Below are 15,444 nucleotides of genomic sequence, written 5' to 3' on the forward strand. Positions count from 1 at the left end.
TCGCCCAGCGCTATGGCGTCGGCGGCGCCCGGGCCGAGGCCGCCGCGGGCTTCCCCGCCATCCACAGGCGCGGCCTGCCGCAGCTGCGCGCCAGCCGCCAGGCCGGTGCGGGCGAGCAGAACGCTCGCCTGGATGCGCTCCTGGCCATCATGACCGCGCTGGACGACACCTGCGTGCTGCACCGAGGTGGCCCGGCGGCCCTCACCACCATGCAGCAGGGCGCCCGCGCCGTGCTGAAGGCCGGGGGCAGCGCCAGTCTTGCCGGGCGGCGCCAGCTGCTGACCCTGGACCGCCAGTTGCTGGTCGCCAATGCTTCTCCCGGCGGCGCCGCCGATCTATTGGCCGCCACCCTTCTCGTCGATCGCCTGGAGCCATGGCTCCCTGGAGACCTCTGATGGAACACTTCACCTGCAGCTATCCGGCCAGCCAGCGCCGCCAGGGTCGCGCCCTGGTCGGCTGTGTCGGCTCGGGGGACCTGGAGGTCCTCCTCGAACCCGCCACGGCCGATTTCACCCTCAAGGTGACCACCTCGGTCAACGGCAGCGAACCGCGCTGGCGCGCCCTCTTCGACCGGCTGTTCGCCACCCGCGAGGACCTGCCGGCGCTGACCCTGGACATCCATGACTTCGGCGCCACCCCGGGCGTGGTACGCCTGCGCCTGGAACAGGGCCTGGAAACCCTCGACCTGGAGGACAGCACCCATGGCTGAAGCCCCTCTTCCCGATGTCCAGGAGCTGCTGCACAGCCGCAGCTTCGTCGAACTCGGCGCCCGCGAGCGGGCCCGTGTGGTGCTCGATGCCGGCAGCTTTCGCGAGCTGGTCGGGCCCTTCGAACGGCTGATGTCGCCGTGGCTGCCCAAGCAGGGCATCGTCTGCCAGGCCGATGACGGCGTGGTGGTGGCCAAGGGGCTGATCGACGGCCAGCCCGCGGTGGTCTGCGCCATCGAGGGCGCCTTCCAGGGTGGCAGCATGGGCGAGGTGGGCGGCGCCAAGATCGCCGGTGCCCTGGAGCTGGCGTTGGAAGACAACCTCGCGGGCATCCCGACCCGCGCCGTGCTGCTGCTGGAAACCGGCGGCGTGCGCCTGCAGGAGGCCAATCTGGGGCTGGCCGCCATCGCCGAGATCCAGGCGGCCATCGTTGCCTTGCGCTCGCATCAGCCGGTCATCGGCGTCATCGCTGGCAGCGTCGGCTGCTTTGGTGGCATGTCCATCGCCGCCGGCCTGTGCACCCAACTGATAGTCACCCGCGAGGCACGCCTGGGACTCAACGGTCCCCAGGTGATCGAGCAGGAAGCCGGCATCGAGGAATACGATTCCCGCGACCGCCCCTTCATCTGGAGCCTGACCGGCGGCGAACAGCGGGTCGCCACGGGCCTGGCCGACATCTTCGTTGCCGACGACAGCGCCGCCGTGACCACCGCCATCCGCCAGGGCTTCACCCAGGGCGTTGCCGCCCCTCTGCGCAGCCAGCGGGCCGACCACTACCTGACGCGCCTCGTCGATCTCGATACCCGTCCCCAGGCGGACGCCGCCGCGGTCCGCCACCTCTATGCCGGAGACCAGCCATGAGCACCCAGCCTTCGCAACGCGGCCTGACCTGGTTCCAGGCCCTGGCCAGCCAGGGCGAGGCCGTCACCGGCCTGCCCGCCTCCCTGCGCGTCGCCGACCTGGAACTGGCCGGACGCCCCGCGCGCTGGCTGGCGGTGGTAGCAGATGCCGAGAATCCCTTTCCCCGCGCCCGCCAGGGCGAGGTCGGTCTGCTGGAGGGTTGGGGCCTGGCCCGAGCCATTCAGCAGGCCATCGCCGAGGATGCTGGCGCCCAGGTGAAACGCACCCTGATCGCCCTGGTGGACGTGCCCAGCCAGGCCTACGGTCGCCGCGAGGAGGCCTATGGCATCCACCAAGCCCTGGCCGGCGCCGCGGGTGCCTATGCCGAGGCGCGCCTGGCCGGACACCCGGTGCTGGGCCTGCTGGTAGGCAAGGCCATGTCCGGGGGTTTTCTCGCCCATGGCTACCAGGCCAATCGCCTGCTGGCCCTGCGTGATCCCCAGGTGCAGGTGCACGCCATGGGCAAGGCCTCGGCCGCGCGGGTGACCCTGCGCAGCGTCGAGGAGCTGGAACGCCTGGCCGCCGATATCCCGCCCATGGCTTACGATCTGGACAGCTATGCCTCCCTGGGCCTGCTCTGGCGCCAGCTGGAGGTCGGCCAGCCCGATCAGCCCTCGACCGCCGATCTGGAGCAGGTACGCCAGGCCCTGGCCGAGGCCCAGGCCGATGTGCTCGCCAGCGGTACCACCGATCTCAAACTACGGTTGGACGGCGCCAACCGCGCGGCCTCTCGCGCAGTACGCGATCGCCTGCGGGCGGGATGGAAGGCGTGACGAGCGGGCGGATGGGCCCGTTGGGCTTCGCTGGCGCTCAACCCAACCTACGGAACACCTGCGTAGGTTGGGTTGAGCGACGCGAAGCCCAACACAGGCCCCACGACCTCCTATGGGGCCTGACCCCGGATACCCTTCCCGCGGACGCCCCCACCTGGGCCCACCAGATCGCCCAGGCTGGCCTGCCCGTAGTGGTCCGCCGAACCGCACCCGAGGCCGGCCGTATCCCGGTCGGCCTGCGCGGCGCTACCCGCGCCGAGCGCTTGGCGGCCTGGCTTGTACCAGCCGCCGTAGTGCAACAGCGCGCACCTGAAAACCTGCGGATCACAACCGGCTGCCGCGATCTACCGGTCTTCGACACCCTTGCCCGCCTGCAAACCCGGCTGGACGACCTGGGCTTACCCTGGGGCCCCACCGGCGCCGCAGGTTACGAGCTGGCCTCTGGCTGGCCGGCGCTGCACGCCGCGAGCGATCTGGATCTGCTGATCCGCTGCACCGCCCCGCTGCCACGCGAGCAGGCGCGGGCATTGCTGACGTCCCTGCAGGCGCAGGCGCTGTGCCGCCTGGACATCTTGCTGGAGACCCCACTCGGCGGTGTGGCCCTGGCCGATTGGGGTGGGAACGCCCCACGTGTGCTGCTCAAGACCGCGGCCGGTCCCCAGCTGGTGAGCGATCCCTGGTCAGGGGAGCGCGCCGCATGAGTACCCTCTTCCAGTTTCCCGGCCAGGGCGCCCAGCGTTCCGGCATGCTGCATACCCTGCCCGAGGACCCCGAGGTCCGGCGCACCCTGGAGGAAGCGGCCAGGGTGCTGGAGGCCGATCCCCTGAACCTGGACACCGCCCAGGCCCTGGAACATACCCGCGCCGTGCAGCTCTGCCTGCTGATCGCCGGCGTCGCCACGGCGCGCCTGCTGCTGAGCCGCGGACCGGCGCCACAGCTGGTGGCCGGGCTGTCCATCGGTGCCTATGCCGCGGCGGTGGTGGCCGAGGCCCTGGACTTCGCCGATGCGCTGCGCCTGGTGGCCCGTCGCGGCGAATTGATGCAGGCGGTCTACCCGTCCGGCTACGGCATGCTGGCGATCCTGGGCCTGGGGCGTGGCGCGGTGGAGAGCCTGGTCGCTGACCACCATCGCCCTGCCGCGCCGCTGTACCTGGCCAATGCCAATGCCGAGCAGCAATACGTGGTCGCGGGCAGCGATGCCGGCCTGGCCGCGCTGGCCGAAGCCGCGCGCGCCCAGGGTGCCGCAGCGGCCAAGCGCCTGGCCATGAGCGTGCCGTCCCACTGCCCGCTGCTCGCCGAAGCCGCCCAGACTCTTGATCAGGCCTTTGCCGAGGTCGAGCTACGCGCGCCCCGGCTGGCCTATCTGAGCGGTACCTCGGCACGACGGCTGGTGCGTGCCGAGCAGTTGCGCGACGACCTGGCCTTCAACATGGCGCGGCCCATCGAATGGCACGCCACCCTGGAAGCCGCCTGCGAGCGTGGCGTGCGCCTGGCCATCGAACTAGCGCCGGGCAGCGTGCTCAGCCAACTGGCCAAACGCGTCTTGCCCGCGGCCGGGGTGCTGGCCTGGCAGGACACCCATCCTGACACCCTGGACGCGCTCAGGCGCGAGGAGGCGGCACGACTGGACTGAGCAATCCCCATACGGCGGCTGCCCTCACCCCAGCCCTCTCCCCGAGGGAGAGGGGGTAAAAGCGGGCGCAGCGGCCAGGCTTCACCCCACCCCAAGCACAACCGAGGACAACAACAATGATCATCTACGGTGTAGCGCTCCTGGCCGTCTGCATGCTTGCAGGCGTCATCATCGGTGACTTCCTGGGCGTCCTGCTCGGGGTCAAATCCAATGTCGGCGGGGTGGGCATCGCCATGCTCCTGCTGATCTGCGCCCGACTCTACATGGAGCGGCACGGCGGCATGAGCAAGGAATGCGAATTCGGCGTCGGCTTCTGGGGTGCGCTCTATATCCCGGTGGTGGTGGCCATGGCCGCCCAGCAGAACGTGGTCACCGCCCTGCATGGCGGACCCGTGGCAGTGCTGGCGGCCGTCGGCGCCGTGGGTATCTGCGGGGTGACCATCGCCCTGATCAGTCGCAGCCATCGCGGCGAACCGCTACCGCCGTTGCCTGACGAACCCGTGGCGCCAGCGCCGGCCGTAGCCCACGCCGCACCGGCCGGAGGTCGCTAGGATGAACGATATCGTCACCAAAGCCCTGCAACACAACGGCCTGGTCGCCGCCTTCGCGCTGATCGGCCTGATCATGTGGATCTCGGTGGTCCTTTCGCGCCGACTGACCTTCGGCCGGGTGCATGGCTCGGCCATCGCCATCGTCATCGGCCTGGTACTGGCCTGGGTCGGCGGGACCGTCACCGGCGGCCAGAAAGGCCTGGCCGACCTCGCGCTGTTCTCCGGTATCGGCCTGATGGGCGGCGCCATGCTGCGCGACTTCGCCATCGTGGCCACCGCCTTCGAGGTCCAGGCCACCGAGGCGCGCAAGGCGGGGATGATCGGCGCCGTGGCCCTGCTGCTCGGCACCGTGCTGCCCTTCATCGTCGGCGCCGCCGTGGCCTGGGCCTTCGGCTATCGCGACGCGGTGAGCATGACCACCATCGGTGCGGGCGCCGTGACCTACATCGTCGGCCCGGTGACCGGCGCCGCCCTGGGCGCCAGCTCCGACGTCATGGCACTGTCCATCGCCACCGGCCTGATCAAGGCCATCATCGTCATGGTCGCGACGCCCGCCTCGGCGCGGCTGCTGGCGCTGGACAATCCGCGCTCGGCAATGGTCTTCGGCGGCCTGGCCGGCACCGTCAGCGGCGTCACCGCGGGGCTCGCCGCCACTGATCGCCGGCTGGTGCCCTATGGCGCCCTGACCGCTACCTTCCACACCGGCCTAGGCTGCCTGCTGGGGCCGTCGCTGCTGTTCTTCTGCGTGCGGGCACTGGTGGCTTAGTTGCGCGCGTACATCCGGCATTCGGCGACGAAGGCCAGCAGATTGGGATCGCGCTCGCGGCTGCGCAGGAACACCGCGCCAATGCGCTGCTGGAGGCGATAGCGCGGGGCCAGGGGCAACAGCTTGAGGCGGTTCTGGTAGACCGCCTCGACCCGCCCCGGCAGCAGCGCATAGCCCACCCCGGAGCTAACCATGCTCATCAGCGAGAAGATGTCGTTGACCTGCATGATCACCTCCGGCTCGAAGCCGGCCTGGGCGAACACCTGGCGACCATCGCGAAAGGTGGCGAAACCCTGGGTCAGGGTCACGAAGGGCACCCCCGAGAGGTCGCGCAGGTCCACCTCGGCCTGGTCGGCGAAGGGCGAATCACTGGGCGCGGCGAGGAAGATGTCGTCGCTGAACAGCTCGACGCTCTCGCAGTCGGCATCCACCACGGCGTCGTCCAGGGCCACGAGCATGGCGTCCAGCTTGAAATCGTGCAGTTGCTCGGCGAGGTCGGCATTGGAACCCAGCACCAGGTCGATGTTGAGTTCGCTGCGCCTCAGCTTGAGGCCCATGATCAGCTGGGGCACGGTCTTGACCGTCAGCGAATAGAGCGCCCCCAGGCGAAAGCGATCGGCCGAAAAGCCCGCCGCCTGGCGCGTGAGCCGGACCGTCTCGGCCAGGTCCTGCATCAGTCGCTCGGCCCGAGCCTCCAGCACGAAGGCGCCATCCAGCGGCGTCAGGGTACGCCCCTCATGCTTGAACAGTGGGCAGCGCAGGGCGTTTTCCAGGGAGTGGATGGCGCGATGCACGCTGACATGGCTGGTGCCCAGCTCGGCGGCGGCCCGCGCCAGGTTGCGACTGCGCATGAAGGCCAGAAAGATCTCCAGCTTGCGCAGGGTGAGTTCATCGGTATCGGACATGACGGCCAGCGGGCGAGGAAGACAGCTGCTCACCATGCCCGGATGGGCGGGCGGCGTCGAGTCTTCGAATCGCCCTGGCGGCGCCTGGCTCCCTCGGTGCAATCCCGAGGGTAACCAGGCGCCTCATCCCGGCCCTACAACCAGCCCTTGATCTGCTGGCAGACCGCCGTGGTGGAGATGCCGTAGCGGTCGTGCAAGGTCGGTAGCGCCCCGGCGTCGAGGAAGGCATCGGGCAGCGCGATCTGGCGGAAGGTGGGCGTCACGCCGTTGCGCAGCAGGGTGGTCGCTACCGCCTCGCCCAGTCCGCCGATCACCGAGTGGTTCTCCGCCGCCACCACCAGCCGTCCCGGCTTGCGCGCTTCCGCCAGGATCGTCGCCTCGTCCAGGGGCTTGATGGTCGGCACGTGCAGCACCGAGACGTCCACGCCATCCGCTGCCAGAGCCTCGGCTGCCTCCAGGGCGCGCATCGTCATCAGCCCGGTGGACACCACCAGCACGTCACGACCGGGGCGCACCACCTGGGCCTTGCCGAGCTGGAACCGGTAGTCGTAGCGATCCAGCACCAGGGGCACGTTGCCACGCAAGAGACGCATGTAGACGGGACCCTGGTGGGCGGCGATGGCAGGCACCGCCTGCTCGATCTCCAGGGCATCGCAGGGGTCGATCACCATGAGGTTGGGCATGGCGCGAAAGATCGCCAGGTCGTCGGTGGCCTGGTGGCTGGGGCCGTAGCCGGTGGTCAGCCCCGGCAGCCCGCAGACGATCTTGACGTTGAGGTTCTCCTCGGCGATGGCCATGCAGATGAAGTCGTAGGCGCGGCGCGAGGCGAATACTGCATAGGTGGTGGCGAACGGCACGCAGCCTTCGCGAGCCAGGCCGGCGGCGGCGCTCATCAGCAGCTGCTCGGCCATGCCCATCTGGTAGAAGCGCTCGGGGTGGGCCTTGGCGAAGATGTGCAGGTCGGTGTACTTGGCCAGGTCGGCGGTGAGGCCGACGATGTCCTGGCGCTGCTCGGCCAGGGCCGCCAGGGCGTGACCGAAAGGGGCCGGCCGGGTCGGTTGGCCCTCGGCGGCGATGCTGGCGATCATCGCCGAGGTGGTCAGGCGTGGCTTGGTGGCGGTGCTGGTAGTCATCAGAAGTCCCTCCCGGCATCCAAGGCATCGAGGGCCAGGGCCCATTCGTGCGCCTCGACGCGGATGAAGTGAGTCTTGTCGCGGGTTTCCAGGAAGGGCACGCCCTTGCCCATGCGGGTATCGCAGAGAATGATCCGGGGCTGCCGGCCAGGGTGCTGGCGGGCCCGGTCGAAGGCGGCGACCAGCGCCGCGCGGTCGTTGCCGTCGACGCGCTGGACGAACCAGCCGAAGGCCTGCCAGCGTTCGGCCAGGGGCTCGAAGGCCAGGATCTCGCGGCAGTGCCCGTCGGCCTGCTGATTGTTCACGTCCACCAGGGCGATGAGATTGTCCAGCTGCCAGTGAGAGGCCGACATGGCCGCTTCCCAGGTGGCGCCTTCGTTGAGTTCGCCATCGGACAGCAGGTTGTAGACGAAGGATTTCGATTGCTTGCGCTTGAGGCCGAGGCAGGCGCCCACGGCGATGCCCAGGCCCTGGCCGAGGGAACCGCCGGTGATCTCCATGCCTGGGGTGTAGGCGGCCATGCCCGACATGGGCAGGCGGCTGTCGTCGCAGCCATAGGTCTCCAGTTCCTCGAGCGGCACGATCCCGGCCTCGATCAAGGCGGCATAGAGGGCGATGGCGTAGTGGCCGATGGACAGGTAGAAGCGGTCGCGCCCTTCCCAGTCGGGGTCCTGCGGCTGGTAGCTCAGGGCATGGAAGTAGGCGACGGCCAGGACGTCGGCGACGCCCAGGGCCTGGCCGACATAACCCTGGCCTTGGATCTGGCCCATGCGCAGGGCATGGCGGCGGATGTTGTGGGCGCGCTCGGCCAGCGAGAGCGGTGCGCGTTGTGGCGAAGAAGCGGTCATGATCTGTACCTCGATTAGCGATTGACCAGGGCGGCAGGAATGCGCAGGACCAGCGTGGCGCCTATCACCAGCACCCCGGTGATGAGGAACATGCCGATGGCGCTGGAACCGGTGCTGGTGGTGATCCAGCCGATCAGGTAGGGCGAGCAGAAGCCGGCCAGGTTGGCGAAGCTGTTCACCGCGGCGATGCCAGCGGCGGCGGTGACCCCGCCCAGCAGCGTGGTGGGCAACATCCAGAACAGCGAGGACGCGGAGAGGATGCCGGCCGCGGCCAGGCACAGGCTGAGGATCGACAGGGTGACGTTGTGGCCGAAGACCCCGGCGAGGCTGAGGCCGCAGGCGCCCAGCAGCATGGGAATCACCAGGTGCCAGCGGCGCTCGCGATGCTTGTCCCCGCTGCGCCCGGCCAGCAGCATGGCGACGATGGCGCACATATAGGGCAGGCTGGTGAGCAGGCCGATGTGCAGCGGATCGGCGACCCCGGAGTTGCGCACCAGAGTCGGCAGCCAGAAGGTGATGGCGTACTGGCCCATGACCACGCAGAAGTAGATGGCGGCCAGCAGCCACAGCCGGCGATCACGGATGAAGTCGCGCACGCTGGCGTGCTCGGTCTTGTGCTGGTTGTCCTCGGCCAGTTCCTTCTGGATCAGCGCCTTTTCCTCATCGTCCAGCCAGGTCGCCTGGTGCACGCCGTCCTTGAGATAGCCGAGCACCATCAGCCCCACCACTACCGTGGGAATGGCTTCGATGACGAACATCCACTGCCAGCCGGCCCAGCCGTGGACCCCGGCGAACTGATTCATGATCCAGCCCGACAGCGGTCCGCCGATCATGCCCGACAAGGGAATGGCGACGAACCAGAGCACCGTCATGCGGGCGCGGCGGTAGGAGGGAAACCAGTAGGTGAGATAGAGCAGCAGGCCCGGCGCCAGGCCGGCCTCGGCCACGCCGAGCAGGAAGCGCAGGACATAGAACTGCCAGGCCGTCTCGACGAAGGCGAACATCCCGGAAAGGATGCCCCAGGTGATCATGATGCGGGCGATCCAGCGGCGGGCGCCGACCTTGTGCAGGATGATGTTGCTGGGCACCTCGCAGAGGAAATAGCCAATGAAAAACATGCCGGCGCCGAGGCCGTAGACGGCTTCGCTCAGCGCCAGGTCGTTCATCATCTGCAGCTTGGCGAAGCCGACGTTGACCCGGTCCAGATAGGCGCAGAAGTAGCACAGCATCAGGAAGGGCATCAGCCGCCAGGCGGTCTTGCGATAGGCATTGGCGCGCGCCGAGGTGGCCGCTGCCAGGGTGAGCGTAGTCATGGTCTGATCTCTTGTTGTTATGGGCGCCGCAGCCGCGGGCACCCTTTTCGATGCAGAGCGTTGAACACGAGGGGGCGATCAGTGGATCAGCATGCCGCCGTTGACGTCCAGGGTGACGCCGGTCAGGTAGCCGGAGAGATCGCTGGCCAGGAACAGCGCGGCATTGGCCACGTCTTTGGGCTCGCCGAGGCGGCCCAGCGGGATGCCGTCGATGATCGACTGGCGGCGTTCGTCGTGCATCAGCCCGCCGGTGATGTCGGTCTGGATCAGGCCGGGGGTCAGGGCATTCACGCGGATGCCATCCGGCCCGAATTCCCGCGCCATCGCCCTGGTCAGGCCCAGCACCCCAGCCTTGGCGGCACTGTAGTGCGGTCCGCCGAAGATGCCACCGCCGCGCTGGGCGGACACCGAGGACAGGCAGACGATGCTGCCACCGCCCTGCTCGCGCATGGCCGGGATCACCGCCTGGGACATCAGCAGGGTGCCGCGCAGGTTGACGTCGAGGATGCGGTCGTAGTCGGCGCGACCGATCTCCAGGGTCTTCACCGGCTGGGTGATGCCGGCATTGTTGACCAGCACGTCGAGGCGACCGTACTGGGCGAGCGCCTGGTCGACCGCAGCCCTGACCTGGGCTTCGTCGGCCACGTTGGCCGCCAGGCCCAGGTGACCTTCGCCGAGGCTGGCGGCGGCATCGCGGGCGGCGCTGGCATCCAGATCGAGGATGATCACCCGCGCGCCCTGGGCGGCGAAGGCCTGGGCCGTGGCGCGACCGATGCCACGGGCGGAGGCGGCGCCGGTGACGAGGGCGATCTTGTCTTGCAGCAGCAGGGAATGCAGGGGCATGACGCTATCCTTCTTGTTGTTGTGGAGGGCTGTCGCTGAGGGCCAGAGTGCCCCTGCCCCAGGGCCCCAGCAACGCAGCCTGCGTCAGACCGTGCTGAATAATATTCATGCCTACGGCTTGGCAGCCCCGCCTGGCCAGCCGAGAATCGGACGTGAAACGCCTACAGGACCGCGACCCATGGATTCAGGCAAGACGCTTTCCCTGCCACCCCTGAAAGCCCTTCAAGCCTTCGAGCAGACCGCCCGCTTCGCCAACGTCGCCCGGGCTGCCGAGCAACTGGCGCTGACGCCCTCGGCGGTCAGCCATCAGTTGGCCAAGCTCGAGGCTCTGGTGGGTCGCGCGCTCTTCGTCCGCGGTGCGCGCGGCATGACCCTGACCCCGGCCGGGGAGCAATACCTGGAAGAGGTCAGCGAGGTACTGCACCGATTGGCCATGGCCACGGATCGTGCGGCCAGCGATGCCGGCCTGGAATGCCTGCGCCTGCACTCCGCGCCGAGCTTCGGCCTGCTCTGGCTGATGCCACGGCTGGAACAGTTCCGCCAGAGCCATCCCGACCTGCAGATCAATCTCTCCTGCTCCTACGAATCCCTGCACTTCAGCCGCGACAAGGTCGACATCGACATCCGCCACGGCCTGCCCAGCTGGCCGAACCTGGAGATCCGCACCCTGCAGCGCGAACGCCTGGCGGTACTGGCCGCGCCGCAGTTGCTGGAAAAACGCCCGGTCCAGTCGCCGGCGGATCTGTTGCACAGCGAACTGATCCTGTCCGAGGCCACCCTCATGAAGTGGCCCAACTGGTTCGCCCAGCAGGGCCTGGCGCTGCCGGAGCGACCCTACACCCTGAGTTTCGATCGCTCCTACATGACCCTGGAAGCCGCCCGCCATGGTCTGGGCTTCGCCCTGGAGAGCACGGTGCTGGCGGCGGACTATCTGGCTCGCGGCGATCTGGTGCGGGTCTTGCCCCAGGACGACGACCTGCCGGTGGCCGCGCACCACCTGGTGTTTCCCCGGGCGCACTCGCGCTACGCCCGGGTGCGGCGCTTTCTCGACTGGCTGCAACAGGAGCTGGGCCAGCCCTTCGAGTATTAGTCTGCCTGCAGCCGCTCCCGGAGCAGCGCGACGAACGCCTGAGCCGCCGGCGTAAGGCTGCGGCCGGTGGGGGTCAGGATGCCCAGCGGCCGGGCCAGGCTCTCGCCGCGGACCGGCAGGGCCACCACCGGGGCCTCGCCGCCCGCCGACTCCGGCAGCAGGGCCAGGCCCTGGCCGGCCGCCACCAGGGCCAGCAGGGTGCTCATGTAGTTGGCTTCCAGCGCCGCCACCAGGCGCAGGCCGGCGGCGGCGAAGGCGAAGTCCAGGCACTCGCGCACGCTGCTGTCGCGACCGGTGAGCAGCAGGGGTACGGCGTCGAGTTCGGCCAGGGTGATTTCGGCACGGCCCGCCCAGGGATGGTCGCGAGGGACGAACAGCTGCAGGTGATCGACATACAGCGGCTGGAACTCCAGGCCCACGGCCCGTGGCCGGACGCCGATGCCCAGATCCACCTGCCCTTCCCGGACCAGCGCCTCGACTCTACCGGCCACCACATCCTGCAGGCGGACCTCGATGGCCGGATGACGGGCCTGGAAGGTCTTCAGCAATTCGGGAAAGGGGCCCATGAAGAAGGATGGCAAGGCCGCCAGGGTGATCCGTCCCCGGCGCAGGCCCGCCAGGTCCCGGGCATGGGTCTGGACATCGCCCAGGTCCACCAGGACCCGTTCCAGGGGGCCGCGCAGTTCTTCACCCGCGGTGGTCAGCTGGACCCGCCGCGGGGTGCGCTCCAGCAGCTGCACCTCCAGCCACGCTTCGAGTTGCTGGATCTGCACGGTGAGCGCGGGCGGTGACAGGTGCAACTCCTCGGCCGCGCGGGCGAAGGAGCCCTGGCGGGCCACGGCGAGAAAGGCCTGCACGTGCTGGAGCAGATTTTTCATTTTGTTTTTCTGAACGCTGCTTCGGAAGATTCCAATTTACAGGACATCGGACGTCTTCGAATACTGGACCTACAACAACAAAACCTCCCGTGCGCCCGCCTGCCGTGCCACGGTCCAAGGAGTCCGCCATGCTCGCCCTGCTCGGTGTCGTCACCATTCTCGCGTTGCTCGTCGCGGTCATGAGCAAACGCGTTTCACCCCTGGTCGCCCTCATCGTCATCCCTATTGCCGCCGCCCTGATCGGTGGCTTCGGCCTGGGCACCAGCGCCTTCATCATCGCCGGGATCAAGGGCGTCGCCCCGGTGATCGGCATGTTCGTCTTCGCCATCCTGTTCTTCGGCATCATGACCGACGCCGGGATGCTCGATCCCATCATCGACCGCATCCTGCGCACCGTCGGCACCCGGCCGACGCGCATCGTCTGCGGCAGCGCCCTGCTCGCCCTGCTGGTGCACCTGGACGGCTCCGGCGCGGTGACCTTCCTGGTGACCATCCCTGCCATGCTGCCGCTCTATACCCGCCTGGGCCTGGACCGGCGCATCCTGGCCTGCGTTGCGGCCATGGCTGCCGGGGTCAACTTCCTGCCCTGGACCGGGCCGGTGCTGCGCTCTTCCGCCGCCCTGCACGTGCCGGTGGCCGATCTGTTCCAGCCGCTGATCCCCGTGCAGCTGGTGGGTCTGGCCTTCGTCTTCGCCAGTGCCTGGTGGCTCGGGCGCCGCGAAGAAAAACGCCTGACCCTGGCCGGCCAGGCGCCCTGGCTGGACGCTAGTGGCGCGGGCGCTGCACCGGAGCGGGTACTCAGCGAGGCCGAGCGTGCCCTGCGTCGCCCGGAGCGTTTCTGGATCAATCTGCTGCTGACCCTGGTGGTGATGGGCGTGATGATCGCCGGCTGGGTCGATCCGGTGGTGATGTTCATGCTCGGCACCGTGGCCGCGCTGTGCCTGAACTACCCCTCGGTAGACGCCCAGAAGGCGCGCATCGACGCCCACGCCAAGACCGCCCTGACCATGGCCAGCATCCTTTTCGCCGCCGGCGTCTTCACCGGCATCATGCAGGGCAGCGGCATGCTCAAGGCCATGGCCCAGGTGGCAGTGGCCGGCATCCCGGCCGGGCATGGCCAATTGATCCCGGCGGTGGTGGGCTTCCTGTCCATGCCGCTGAGCCTGCTGTTCGATCCGGATTCCTTCTACTTCGGCGTGATGCCAGTGATCGCCGAGGTCGGCCGCAACCTGGGCGTGGATCCGGTGCAGGTGGCCCAGGCCTCGCTGCTCGGGGTGCACACCACCGGCTTCCCGGTCAGCCCCCTGACCCCGGCGACCTTCCTGCTGGTGGGCCTGTGCAAGCTGGACCTCGCCGATCACCAGCGCTTCACCATCCCCTTCCTGTTCGCGGCCTCGGTCCTGATGACCCTGACCGCCCTGCTCCTGGGAGTCTTCTAGATGACCCGTTTCCTTCGCATCGGCTGCGGCGCCGGCTATTCCGGTGATCGCATCGAACCCGCCGTGGAGCTGGCCGAGCATGGCCGTCTCGACTACCTGGTGTTCGAATGCCTGGCCGAACGCACCATCGCCCTGGCGCAACAGGCGCGACTGGCCGATCCCGAGGCCGGCTTCGATCCGCTGCTGGAGGCGCGGATGCGCCGCATCCTGCCACTGCTGCGCCAGGCGAACCGTCCGCGCCTGCGGGTGATCACCAACATGGGCGCCGCCAACCCGACCGCGGCGGCGCGCAAGGTCGCGGCCCTGGCGCGAGAGCTGGGCGTCACCGGGCTGAAGATCGCTGCCGTGGCCGGCGACGACGTGCTGGCCCAGCTGCCGGCCGACGCCCTGCTGGACAATGGCCAGACCCTGGCCGAACTGGGCGACCGGGTGATCTCGGCCAACGCCTACCTGGGCGTGGACGGCATCGTCCAGGCCCTGGAAGCCGACGCCGATGTCATCGTCACCGGCCGGGTGGCAGACCCTTCCTTGTTTTTGGCGCCGCTGGTGCATGAGTTCGGCTGGGCGGCGGATGACTGGGAACGTCGCGGACGCGGCACCCTGGTCGGCCATCTGCTGGAATGCGCCGGGCAGGTCACCGGCGGCTACTTCGCCGATCCCGGCTACAAGGACGTGCCCGACCTCGCTCGCCTGGGCTTTCCCCTGGCCGAGGTAGACGCGCATGGCCACGCCACCCTTACCAAGGTCACTGGCTCCGGCGGTTGCGTGACCCCGGCGACCTGCACCGAGCAGTTGCTTTACGAGGTGCATGACCCAGCGGCCTATCTGACGCCGGACGTGACCGCCGACTTTTCCGGCGTCGCCCTGGAGCAGTCCGCGCCCGACCGGGTCGCGGTCAGCGGGGCCCGGGGCCAGCCGCGCCCCGAGCAGCTCAAGGTCTCGGTGGGTTATCGCGACGGCTGGCATGGCGAAGGCCAGATCTCCTACGCCGGACCGGGCGCCGTGGGCCGGGCCAGGCTGGCGGCTGAGGTGGTGCGCGAACGCCTGCAACTCTGTGGCGTACCGGTGGAAGAGCTGCGCTGCGAACTGATCGGCTGTGACGCCCTGCATGGCGCGACCCTGGCCGCGCGCGCCAGCGGCGAACCCTGGGAGGTGCGCCTGCGCGTTGTCGGTCGCTGCGCCAGCCGGGCGGCGGCGGTGCAGATCGGCAACGAGGTGGAAACGCTGTACACCAACGGCCCGGCTGGCGGTGGCGGCGCCACCAAGGCGGTCCGCGAGGTCATCGCCGTGGCCTCGCTGCTGTGGCCGCGTACGGCCGTCACCCCTACCCTGGAGCTGGAGACGCTGCCATGAAACTGCGCGAGATCGCCCACGTCCGTACCGGCGACAAGGGGGACATTTCGAACATGGCGGTGATCGCCTATCGCCACGAAGACTTCGAGCGCCTGCGCCAGGCGCTTACCGCGGAACGCGTCGCCGCCTGGTTCGCCGACAGCCGCCCGGCCGACGCCGCGCCGGTGCGCCGCTACGAATTGCCGGCCCTGGGCGCGCTGAATTTCGTGCTGCCCGGCGCCCTGCGCGGCGGGGTCACCCGCTCGCTGGCGCTGGACGCCCACGGCAAGGGCCTGGGTGCGGCGTTGCTGGATCTGGAGCTGGAGGACTAGG

The 15,444-nt window shown here is 69.1% G+C and carries 18 protein-coding genes; 12 read left to right on the forward strand and 6 right to left on the reverse strand.

Features of this window, described 5'->3' with window-relative positions:
* The 8 genes from C722_RS0114445 to madM form a co-directional block, all read left to right on the forward strand.
* A partial coding sequence (locus tag C722_RS0114445) for a triphosphoribosyl-dephospho-CoA synthase (RefSeq protein ID WP_017641174.1) occupies positions 1 to 395 on the forward strand: 395 nt, incomplete at its 5' end.
* Positions 395 to 709: a malonate decarboxylase subunit delta gene (locus C722_RS0114450; RefSeq protein WP_017641175.1), complete on the forward strand. Its 315-nt coding sequence runs from the start codon at positions 395 to 397 to the stop codon at positions 707 to 709. The genes C722_RS0114445 and C722_RS0114450, both read left to right, overlap by 1 nt.
* The gene (locus tag C722_RS0114455; protein WP_017641176.1) at positions 702 to 1,568 is read left to right on the forward strand and encodes a biotin-independent malonate decarboxylase subunit beta; all 867 of its coding nucleotides are present in this window, start codon (positions 702 to 704) and stop codon (positions 1,566 to 1,568) included. Before C722_RS0114450 ends, C722_RS0114455 begins: the two co-directional genes overlap by 8 nt.
* The gene (gene mdcE / locus C722_RS0114460; RefSeq protein WP_017641177.1) at positions 1,565 to 2,380 is read left to right on the forward strand and encodes a biotin-independent malonate decarboxylase subunit gamma; all 816 of its coding nucleotides are present in this window, start codon (positions 1,565 to 1,567) and stop codon (positions 2,378 to 2,380) included. Before C722_RS0114455 ends, mdcE begins: the two co-directional genes overlap by 4 nt.
* An 11-nt stretch (positions 2,381 to 2,391) precedes the next feature.
* Positions 2,392 to 3,081, forward strand: a complete 690-nt coding sequence (locus C722_RS0114465) for a malonate decarboxylase holo-ACP synthase (RefSeq protein ID WP_017641178.1) — start codon at positions 2,392 to 2,394, stop codon at positions 3,079 to 3,081.
* Positions 3,078 to 4,013, forward strand: a complete 936-nt coding sequence (mdcH, locus tag C722_RS0114470) for a malonate decarboxylase subunit epsilon (protein ID WP_017641179.1) — start codon at positions 3,078 to 3,080, stop codon at positions 4,011 to 4,013. Before C722_RS0114465 ends, mdcH begins: the two co-directional genes overlap by 4 nt.
* Positions 4,014 to 4,129: 116 nt before the next feature.
* The gene (gene madL / locus C722_RS0114475; RefSeq protein ID WP_017641180.1) at positions 4,130 to 4,564 is read left to right on the forward strand and encodes a malonate transporter subunit MadL; all 435 of its coding nucleotides are present in this window, start codon (positions 4,130 to 4,132) and stop codon (positions 4,562 to 4,564) included.
* A gap of 1 nt (position 4,565) precedes the next feature.
* A complete protein-coding gene (gene madM, locus C722_RS0114480) occupies positions 4,566 to 5,330 on the forward strand; it encodes a malonate transporter subunit MadM (RefSeq protein WP_017641181.1) in 765 nt (254 codons plus the stop codon).
* Here madM and C722_RS0114485 read toward each other — a convergent pair.
* From C722_RS0114485 to C722_RS0114505, 5 genes are all read right to left on the reverse strand, one after another.
* Positions 5,327 to 6,235: a LysR family transcriptional regulator gene (locus tag C722_RS0114485; RefSeq protein ID WP_017641182.1), complete on the reverse strand. Its 909-nt coding sequence runs from the start codon at positions 6,233 to 6,235 to the stop codon at positions 5,327 to 5,329. The two genes, madM and C722_RS0114485, sit on opposite strands and share 4 nt — an antisense overlap.
* A gap of 134 nt (positions 6,236 to 6,369) precedes the next feature.
* Positions 6,370 to 7,368, reverse strand: a complete 999-nt coding sequence (locus C722_RS0114490) for a transketolase family protein (protein ID WP_017641183.1) — start codon at positions 7,366 to 7,368, stop codon at positions 6,370 to 6,372.
* Positions 7,368 to 8,216, reverse strand: coding sequence for a transketolase (locus C722_RS0114495; protein WP_017641184.1), 849 nt, complete (start codon positions 8,214 to 8,216; stop codon positions 7,368 to 7,370). The genes C722_RS0114490 and C722_RS0114495 overlap by 1 nt, the downstream gene beginning before the upstream one ends.
* 14 nt (positions 8,217 to 8,230) lie before the next feature.
* Complete coding sequence (locus C722_RS0114500) at positions 8,231 to 9,529, reverse strand: MFS transporter (protein WP_017641185.1); 1,299 nt, start codon at positions 9,527 to 9,529, stop codon at positions 8,231 to 8,233.
* A 78-nt stretch (positions 9,530 to 9,607) separates the two neighbouring features.
* Positions 9,608 to 10,357 carry an SDR family NAD(P)-dependent oxidoreductase gene (locus C722_RS0114505; RefSeq protein ID WP_026083860.1) on the reverse strand — a complete coding sequence of 250 codons (750 nt, stop codon included), beginning with the start codon at positions 10,355 to 10,357 and terminating at the stop codon, positions 9,608 to 9,610.
* Between the two features lie 193 nt (positions 10,358 to 10,550).
* On the opposite strand from C722_RS0114505, the gene C722_RS0114510 reads away from it, so the two are divergent.
* The gene (locus C722_RS0114510; protein WP_017641187.1) at positions 10,551 to 11,462 is read left to right on the forward strand and encodes a LysR substrate-binding domain-containing protein; all 912 of its coding nucleotides are present in this window, start codon (positions 10,551 to 10,553) and stop codon (positions 11,460 to 11,462) included.
* Here the strand turns inward: C722_RS0114510 and C722_RS0114515 are convergent.
* Positions 11,459 to 12,340 (reverse strand): LysR family transcriptional regulator, encoded by an 882-nt coding sequence (locus C722_RS0114515; RefSeq protein ID WP_017641188.1) that lies wholly within the window; start codon positions 12,338 to 12,340, stop codon positions 11,459 to 11,461. The two genes, C722_RS0114510 and C722_RS0114515, sit on opposite strands and share 4 nt — an antisense overlap.
* A 128-nt stretch (positions 12,341 to 12,468) precedes the next feature.
* Here C722_RS0114515 and C722_RS0114520 point away from each other — a divergent pair, with 128 nt between their 5' ends.
* From C722_RS0114520 to C722_RS0114530, 3 genes are read left to right on the forward strand one after another with little or no spacing between them, the layout of a single operon-like run.
* Entirely contained in the window at positions 12,469 to 13,779 is a 1,311-nt protein-coding gene (locus C722_RS0114520; RefSeq protein WP_017641189.1) for a CitMHS family transporter, read from the forward strand.
* Positions 13,780 to 15,132, forward strand: coding sequence for an acyclic terpene utilization AtuA family protein (locus tag C722_RS0114525; protein ID WP_017641190.1), 1,353 nt, complete (start codon positions 13,780 to 13,782; stop codon positions 15,130 to 15,132).
* Positions 15,129 to 15,443, forward strand: coding sequence for a hypothetical protein (locus C722_RS0114530; protein WP_017641191.1), 315 nt, complete (start codon positions 15,129 to 15,131; stop codon positions 15,441 to 15,443). The genes C722_RS0114525 and C722_RS0114530 overlap by 4 nt, the downstream gene beginning before the upstream one ends.
* Position 15,444: the final 1 nt, after the last annotated feature.

Source organism: Pseudomonas sp. 313 (assembly GCF_000316965.1).
GTDB classification, from domain to species: Bacteria; Pseudomonadota; Gammaproteobacteria; order Pseudomonadales; family Pseudomonadaceae; genus Chryseomonas; species Chryseomonas benzopyrenica.

What these genes read in the sequence shown, in the direction of transcription:
- C722_RS0114525 (WP_017641190.1), top strand. Translation starts at nt 13,780, where the DNA reads ATGACCCGTTTCCTTCGCATCGGCTGCGGCGCCGGCTATTCCGGTGAT.
- C722_RS0114485 (WP_017641182.1), bottom strand. Translation starts at nt 6,235, where the DNA reads ATGTCCGATACCGATGAACTCACCCTGCGCAAGCTGGAGATCTTTCTG.
- C722_RS0114510 (WP_017641187.1), top strand. Translation starts at nt 10,551, where the DNA reads ATGGATTCAGGCAAGACGCTTTCCCTGCCACCCCTGAAAGCCCTTCAA.
- C722_RS0114455 (WP_017641176.1), top strand. Translation starts at nt 702, where the DNA reads ATGGCTGAAGCCCCTCTTCCCGATGTCCAGGAGCTGCTGCACAGCCGC.
- madL (WP_017641180.1), top strand. Translation starts at nt 4,130, where the DNA reads ATGATCATCTACGGTGTAGCGCTCCTGGCCGTCTGCATGCTTGCAGGC.
- C722_RS0114495 (WP_017641184.1), bottom strand. Translation starts at nt 8,216, where the DNA reads ATGACCGCTTCTTCGCCACAACGCGCACCGCTCTCGCTGGCCGAGCGC.
- C722_RS0114530 (WP_017641191.1), top strand. Translation starts at nt 15,129, where the DNA reads ATGAAACTGCGCGAGATCGCCCACGTCCGTACCGGCGACAAGGGGGAC.
- mdcH (WP_017641179.1), top strand. Translation starts at nt 3,078, where the DNA reads ATGAGTACCCTCTTCCAGTTTCCCGGCCAGGGCGCCCAGCGTTCCGGC.
- C722_RS0114450 (WP_017641175.1), top strand. Translation starts at nt 395, where the DNA reads ATGGAACACTTCACCTGCAGCTATCCGGCCAGCCAGCGCCGCCAGGGT.
- C722_RS0114520 (WP_017641189.1), top strand. Translation starts at nt 12,469, where the DNA reads ATGCTCGCCCTGCTCGGTGTCGTCACCATTCTCGCGTTGCTCGTCGCG.
- C722_RS0114465 (WP_017641178.1), top strand. Translation starts at nt 2,392, where the DNA reads ATGGGCCCGTTGGGCTTCGCTGGCGCTCAACCCAACCTACGGAACACC.
- C722_RS0114515 (WP_017641188.1), bottom strand. Translation starts at nt 12,340, where the DNA reads ATGAAAAATCTGCTCCAGCACGTGCAGGCCTTTCTCGCCGTGGCCCGC.
- C722_RS0114490 (WP_017641183.1), bottom strand. Translation starts at nt 7,368, where the DNA reads ATGACTACCAGCACCGCCACCAAGCCACGCCTGACCACCTCGGCGATG.
- madM (WP_017641181.1), top strand. Translation starts at nt 4,566, where the DNA reads ATGAACGATATCGTCACCAAAGCCCTGCAACACAACGGCCTGGTCGCC.
- mdcE (WP_017641177.1), top strand. Translation starts at nt 1,565, where the DNA reads ATGAGCACCCAGCCTTCGCAACGCGGCCTGACCTGGTTCCAGGCCCTG.
- C722_RS0114500 (WP_017641185.1), bottom strand. Translation starts at nt 9,529, where the DNA reads ATGACTACGCTCACCCTGGCAGCGGCCACCTCGGCGCGCGCCAATGCC.